Raw genomic sequence first — 6,416 nt, 5'->3', positions numbered from 1 at the left:
CCGGCCCTACTACCCGCATTAGGATGTGACCCAGCTCCTATGGGTGGCATCACATCCACGCGGCCATTTCCACGGCCTCTACAGGGCTTCGGCGACACGTGAGCCCGGGGCAGATGAGCGGAACGGCTCACTTCCCACAGTTCAGGCGGGAGCATCCCCCAGCCCGGCGGACCCGACGGCAGTCATGCAGGGACAAAGAGCGTCACCGTCCGATCCACCCCGAATGCCGAAGTTCCGGGGCCGATGCGAGCGAGCGCGACGGCCTGACCAGCAGCGAACGCGAGGAGCCGGCCGCGTTGCGGCGGGTGAACCGCCGGCTGCAGGACGACATCGACATCCTCAAGCGGGCGACAGCGTTCTTCGCGTCGACCAGGATCTCCGGCTTCCGGCCGGCGCCGTAGCAGCGGACCATCCCGTAGAAAACGTCCGCACCATGCTCCTCGACCAGCCGGTGAAAGATCCGGGTGACCGTATGCCGCTGTTCGCGCGGCGTGTCCAGATCCACCCGCAGGCTCCCGTCGTGGTTCGGCATCCGAGAGCCAACGCGGAGTACGCAGGGTCGGCGACCTGTCTTCCCTGGCTCGTCGCCCGCACGGGATCGGAGCCCATCGGCGTCTTGCTGTATCGGCGGTACTTCACCGAGGCAGCGGAGATCCACCTGACGGCGGTTGCCCCGTCATGGCATCGGCGCGATGTCGGCAAGGCGCTCGCCGAGGAGGTCGTATCGGCCTCGGCACGGGCGGCTGCCGGTCGCCCCAGGCAAGATGCCGGGAGTGGCGCACCCGGATCGCGGCTACGCCAGAATCAGAGCGTTCTACCGGTCTGTTGACTTTCTCCCACCGGAGGAGACGAGTGGCGCCTGGCCGGGAATCCCACGCCTGATCATGGTGAAGTGGCTGGCGCTCCCGTCCTGACTCTGATCCAAACCACTGAACGTTCGCATCCGGACATGAGGCGGAGTCAAGCAGGGATGGTTCGTTCACTGGACGCAGTGCCCGGCGGGGCGACGGGTTGCCCGTCGCTCAGCTCGTCAAAGTGCCCTGGTGGAAGTACATACGCCACCCCGTTTCCGTCAGACGCCAAACGGAGCTCCGCCATGCTCGGCGCCCTCTGTCGTCGGCAAAGTACGTCAGGTGAACGATGCCCGGAGCGAGTACGACTCCTGACATCTCGCTGACCTTGACAGGAGACTCCAAAACCACCGAACCGGCACTCGTCACAGTGAGGATCGATGTCGCGTCCCAGCGGCGCCCAGACGCGCCGATCTCGGTGAACTCCGGGTCCAGAAGTTCCGAGACAAGGACTGTCGAAGCACGCACGTCAGGATCGAGAAGCCGCAACTCCGCCTCAATGGCCGCTTGAACAGCCAACTCACTCTCGTCTGCCATGCGCGAATCCTACGGATAACCCCGCATCCGGTACCCCGCATCCGTTCACAGCGAATAGTTCGCACCAAGACAGTGACACCGCAGAGCCGTCGTTTCTCGGGTTCCGGCTCAGCTTCTGTGGTGCGTTCATGTCGCGTAACTGGCTGCCGTCATCAAACGAGTCCTACTCACCGCCGGATCTCGCGGTCAGCGGCGGATGCGACGATCCCCCGGGCAAGTACGCGGCGCGCCCGGCCCCCGTCGACGGCGGCCCTTTCGAAGGGCGAAGCCGCATCGTCCAACTCGGCCAGGACGGCGCACCGCCCGCTCGCGCCCGTGTCCACGGCGGCTGGATCTACACATACGTCGGCACAGACACAACCAGCAAGACCTGAAGTGCCCCAGAACCCCGCCCTCACGGACCGCCACAGCTTGACGAAAGACATAGGGCACCCCCGGGCCGGGATGCCCTTGCAGCCGGGCTGTTGTCCTCAGCCCGATGACCGGCCGTGGCTTCGACGGCCTCGGGCGTGCGTGGGCAACTGGGTCTTGGCCGACTGTCAGTCGGCTTCAACGATGAGTGTCCGGTGCAGTGCGGCGAGGCCTTCGGTGTAGATGCCGTGGAACAGGGCGATGGCCTCGTCGTCGCTGATGGCGTTTGGAGTGAAGGTGCCCGACCACTCCACGCGGGCCACGTCCTGTCCGGGCATGTCGTGCACGGTGAGGGTGGAGAGGTATCCGGTGACAGGGAAGGGGGCCCGGAGGATGGAGTAACTGTACGTGCGGGCCCTGTCGTCGAAGGATTCGAGACGTTCGACGATGACGCCGCCGTCCTCGTTGGCGAGGGTGCGGACGCGTCCGCCCTCGCTGAGTTCGCTGGTGAGGATGTAGGGCAGCCAGTCGGGAAGTGAGTCGAAGCCGCCGATGAGCTGCCAGATGCGGTCAGGCGATACGGGAATGTCAATGGATGCGGTGGTTGTGGCCACGGGATTCTCCTGAGGAACTGAGTGATGGGGAAGGGATCAGGCGGCGGGTACAGGCGCGGAGTCGGCGATCAGCTTCTCCTCGCGCAGGGCCGTCCAGAAGGCGGCCGGGATCGTCTCGTCGAGAGCGGCGAGGTCTTCCGCGATGCGGCTGGGCTTCGTGGCGCCGGGGACCGCAGCGACCGTCGCCGGGTGAGCAAGGGAGAACTGCAGTGCGGCGGCCTTGACGCCGACCCCGTGTCGCTCGGCGAGGGCCTTGATCCGCTCCACCTTGTCGACGATGGCCGCGGGCGCCTTCTGGTACTCGAAGTGCGTTCCTCCGGCGAGGATTCCCGAGCTGTAAGGTCCGCCGACGACGATGTCCGTATCCTGGGCTGCGGCGGCCGGCAGCAGGCGCTGCAGGGCCCGGTCGTGGTCGAGGAGCGTGTAGCGGCCGGCGAGGAGGAAGGCGTCGGGCTTCGGCTCGTCGAGATCGAGGGTGAGTTCCAACGGTTCTACGCGATTGACGCCCAGGCCCCAGGCCTTGATGACGCCCTCCTCGCGCAGCTTCTGCAGGACGCGGAAGGCGCCCGTGCGGGCCGTCTCGTAGGCGGCCAGCCACTCGTCTCCGTAGAAGTCCTGCGCGACGTCGTGCACCCATACGATGTCGAGGCGGTCGGTCCTGAGGCGCTTGAGGCTGTCCTCGATGGAGCGCAGGGTGGCTTCGGCGGTGTAGTCGTTGACCATCTTGTTCGGACGGCCGTGCTCGAAGAGTCCGCCCTTCTCGCCGAGGTCACGGGTGGCGGGGTCCTCAATCTCGTCGAGGACGACGCGGCCGACCTTCGTGCTGAGGACGAACTCGTCGCGCGGGTGCTGTGACAGTACGTCGCCGAGCCGGATCTCGGAGAGACCCGCGCCGTAGAAGGGTGCGGTGTCGAAGTAGCGGATGCCCTGGTCCCAGGCGGCTTCGACGGTGGCCGCTGCCTCTGCGTCGGGGATGGCGCGGAACATGTTGCCGAGCGGGGCGGTGCCGAAACCGAGCGGACCGGGCAGGAGAGACTTGATGGTCATGGAATAGTCCTCTTGATGTGATTGCGGCGGATACACGAGCGAATGTGTGATCCGTCGGCCTTGCGTGTTCGAGGTTAGGATCCATGCATGAGACTGTCCAAGACTCACTTGGACTCACTTGAGTCCTTCGAGGTCACACATGCTTGACCTGCGACAACTCCGGTACTTCGTGGCCGTCGCCGAGGCCGAACACGTCGGCCGCGCTGCCGACCGGCTGCACATCTCCCAGTCGCCTCTCAGCCGGCAGATCGCCCAGCTTGAGAAGAACCTGGGCCTCACCCTCTTCGAGCGCAGCCAGCAGCGCATCCGGCTGACCTCCGACGGCCGTGTCTTCCTGACCGAGGCACGTGCCCTGCTGCGTCACGCGGACCGGCTGGAGAACCTCGGTCGACGACTCGGCCGCGGCGAGGAGGGCGGTTTGTGCATCGGATACGTAGCCGACGCCATGCACACGGGCGTCCTGCCCACCGCCCTTCGCGCGCTGCGTGAGGAACGCCCCGGTATTCACGTTGCGCTGTACGACCAGGATTCGGCCGAGCAGTTCGAGGGCCTGCGCCAGCGCAGTCTGGACATCGCGCTGGTGCGCACACCGCCGCCCGAGGACGACCCGGACCTGAAGGCAGCCCCTCTGCTGCAGGATCCGCTGCTGCTCGCGCTGCCCGCAGATCATCTCCTCGCTGGGCAGGAGGAGTTGACGCCCGATGCCCTGAACGGGCAGCCCTGGATCGCGGTGGGTGACTCACAGGACCCGGCCTGGCGTGACACGTTCGTCGCGTCGTGCGTGGCCGCCGGCTTCACGCCGGACATCCGCCTCGATGCAGCCGATCCGCTCACCGCACTGGGCCTGGTCGCCTCCGGTCTCGGCCTCGCGCTCGTCCAGATGAGCATGGTGCGTGGCACGACCGACGGCATCGTGGTGCGTGAACTTCCCTGGTACGGAGGGTCGGTGCATCTGTGGGCGGCCTGGCACCGAATCGATCTTCGCCCCGTGGTGGCCTCATTCCGCGAAACAGTCCTCGCGGAACGGGATGCCACCTGAGCGGAGGGGAACAGCTTCCGCTGCTGCAGAATGCCGCCGGATGGCTGCGACCTGACGGTTGGCTCCTGGGCACCACCAGCCATCGAGCCTGGACCGGCGCCGATGAGGACTGACTGGGCGGCGGGACTGCCATGTGGTGGAGCCACGTGGACGCCGCCACGAACCGGACCCGAATCGCTCAAGCCGGCCTGACGGTCGAGCAGGAAGACTTCATGCCCGAACGCGAGGGCGAGCACGCTCTGTTCTGGGCCCAACGCCACTGAGACTGTCGCTCCCTGCGTCCTTCCCACGCGACCTTGCCGCTCGGATCAGCGCCTGCCCCCGCGCATCCAAACGCGCCCGCCACAACTCCAAGCGCGTCAAGAATCGTGAAGAGCCCGCCGTACCGCCGCTCCCACCAACTCTCGGGCCCGCGGGTCAACCACGCACCGCTCGACGGTCATCGGGAGATGCTCCGGACTCCACATCGCAGGCATCTTCCCGCACAGCACCTCCCGGTCCGGCAACGGCTTGCGGCCCGGATACCGGAAGCGCCGGTCGCGCTGCGGCAGCAGCGGCTCAAGGCGGTCCCACGGCTCATCCGACACGATCCACGGCGACGCCCCCACACCGGACCGAACTCTCAACTCCCCTGCCAGACATGGCCATCAAGGCCGATCCACCTCATGGCGTCAGCCGTTGCAAGCCTCAGCGCACGAGCTCGGGATCTTCCTCCTTGGGCAGTTCGCGCATGCTTCGAAGCGGTGACAGGACGTACGGGAGGATGCTCAACGTCATACCGGCGGCACCGATCCACAATGTGGCTTTTGCTCCGAATGCGGAGCCCGAGACTCCCCCCAAAAGCCCGCCGAGCGGAATGCCGCCCCAGGACACGAACCGGGCTGTCGCGCTCATCCGACCCAAGAGCCGATCTGGTGTGAGGGCCTGTTGAAAGCTTGATTGAGCCACAAAGCGGATGACTCCACCCAGGGAGAGGGACGCGAGTCCGAGCGCAGCCACGTACACGCTCCAACCCGGATGCGCCAACGGCATCAGGACTGTCAGCGGACAGGTGACAAGTGGTGCGAGCCAGATGACCGGACCCTGCCCGACCCGCTTCGAGACCCTGGTTGCCGACAGCGCACCCAGCAGGGCACCACAGCCCATTCCCGACAGAATGAGGCCGATACCGAAGGAATCGAGGTTTATCTCCCTCTCCAAGAAGACCAGCAACATGGTTTGATACATGACCAGGAAGAGGTTGAATATCGCATCTCCCAGGATGATTGCACGCAGAGTGGGATGCCTGAGAACAAACTTCAATCCCTCTTTGATGTCTCGAAGCAGTCGAGGCTGCTCACTCGGCTCCGGCTTCTGTTCGCGTTTTCGGATACTGGTCGCGAGCAGACCCGACATCGCCATCCCGACCGAACTCACCAAAAGCGTTGCAGGGGCTCCGAGCCAGCCGACCAGCGGCCCTGCCATCCCCGGTCCGCCGATACTGGTTACCGAGCGTATCGCCGAGAGTTTCGAGTTTCCTTCAACGAGATTGCCGCGTCCCACCAGGTGCGGCAGATAGCTGACGTACGCGACATCGAAGAAGACTGTCAGCATTCCATGAACCAACGCGACTGCGTAGAGCCACCAGATCGTCAGAAGGTCCGACCACCACGCCACCGGTATCGTCAAGAGGGCCACCGCCCTCGCGAGATCAGTGCTGATCATCACTGATCGCTTCCGCATACGGTCCACCCACGCGCCTGCCGGTAGCCCGACCAGGAGTGAGCCGGCCGTGGTCATCGCGGTCAGTAATCCAACCTGAAACTCGTCAGAATTCAATGCCACGATTGCAACCAGAGGCAACGCCAGGAAAATGACGCGATCGCCCAGCTGGCCGAGCGCGGTGGCGGCAAACAAACGACCGAAGTCCGGATCACGTAGGATTCCGAGCCGGGAGGGTGTTGACATTCGAGTTACCTACTGTCGGCTTTGAAATTT

The 6,416-nt window shown here is 65.3% G+C and carries 8 protein-coding genes and 1 pseudogene; 3 read left to right on the top strand and 6 right to left on the bottom strand.

Annotated elements, in window-relative coordinates; translation table 11 throughout:
* Nucleotides 1-202 precede the first annotated feature (202 nt).
* Nucleotides 203-505 (bottom strand): hypothetical protein, encoded by a 303-nt coding sequence (locus tag ACGFU7_RS18525; protein ID WP_393697066.1) that lies wholly within the window; start codon nucleotides 503-505, stop codon nucleotides 203-205.
* Here ACGFU7_RS18525 and ACGFU7_RS18520 point away from each other — a divergent pair.
* Nucleotides 434-829, top strand: coding sequence for a GNAT family N-acetyltransferase (locus ACGFU7_RS18520; RefSeq protein WP_393697050.1), 396 nt, complete (start codon nucleotides 434-436; stop codon nucleotides 827-829). The genes ACGFU7_RS18525 and ACGFU7_RS18520 overlap by 72 nt on opposite strands.
* A gap of 193 nt (nucleotides 830-1,022) precedes the next feature.
* Here the strand turns inward: ACGFU7_RS18520 and ACGFU7_RS18515 are convergent, their stop codons facing one another.
* Nucleotides 1,023-1,388 (bottom strand): DUF4440 domain-containing protein, encoded by a 366-nt coding sequence (locus ACGFU7_RS18515; protein WP_393697048.1) that lies wholly within the window; start codon nucleotides 1,386-1,388, stop codon nucleotides 1,023-1,025.
* A gap of 128 nt (nucleotides 1,389-1,516) precedes the next feature.
* Between ACGFU7_RS18515 and ACGFU7_RS18510 the strand changes: the two genes are divergently transcribed.
* On the top strand, nucleotides 1,517-1,762 hold the full coding sequence (locus ACGFU7_RS18510) for a hypothetical protein (RefSeq protein WP_393697046.1): 246 nt from the start codon (nucleotides 1,517-1,519) through the stop codon (nucleotides 1,760-1,762).
* Nucleotides 1,763-1,927: 165 nt separating this feature from the next.
* Here the strand turns inward: ACGFU7_RS18510 and ACGFU7_RS18505 are convergent, their stop codons facing one another.
* Together ACGFU7_RS18505 and ACGFU7_RS18500 are read right to left on the bottom strand one after the other, a co-directional pair.
* Complete coding sequence (locus tag ACGFU7_RS18505) at nucleotides 1,928-2,353, bottom strand: SRPBCC family protein (protein WP_393697044.1); 426 nt, start codon at nucleotides 2,351-2,353, stop codon at nucleotides 1,928-1,930.
* A 36-nt stretch (nucleotides 2,354-2,389) separates the two neighbouring features.
* Nucleotides 2,390-3,400: an aldo/keto reductase gene (locus tag ACGFU7_RS18500; RefSeq protein WP_393697042.1), complete on the bottom strand. Its 1,011-nt coding sequence runs from the start codon at nucleotides 3,398-3,400 to the stop codon at nucleotides 2,390-2,392.
* Nucleotides 3,401-3,539: 139 nt separating this feature from the next.
* Here ACGFU7_RS18500 and ACGFU7_RS18495 point away from each other — a divergent pair, with 139 nt between their 5' ends.
* Entirely contained in the window at nucleotides 3,540-4,439 is a 900-nt protein-coding gene (locus tag ACGFU7_RS18495) for a LysR substrate-binding domain-containing protein (RefSeq protein WP_393697040.1), read from the top strand.
* Between the two features lie 475 nt (nucleotides 4,440-4,914).
* Here the strand turns inward: ACGFU7_RS18495 and ACGFU7_RS18490 are convergent.
* Nucleotides 4,915-5,077, bottom strand: a pseudogene (locus ACGFU7_RS18490) (IS5/IS1182 family transposase); the annotation flags it as partial.
* 49 nt (nucleotides 5,078-5,126) lie between these two features.
* Nucleotides 5,127-6,386 carry an MFS transporter gene (locus ACGFU7_RS18485; protein ID WP_393697038.1) on the bottom strand — a complete coding sequence of 420 codons (1,260 nt, stop codon included), beginning with the start codon at nucleotides 6,384-6,386 and terminating at the stop codon, nucleotides 5,127-5,129.
* Nucleotides 6,387-6,416 lie beyond the last annotated feature (30 nt).

Source organism: Streptomyces sp. NPDC048473, from assembly GCF_043200155.1.
Classification (GTDB): Bacteria; Actinomycetota; Actinomycetes; order Streptomycetales; family Streptomycetaceae; genus Streptomyces.
This window is presented reverse-complemented; position numbering and strand designations above follow the sequence as displayed.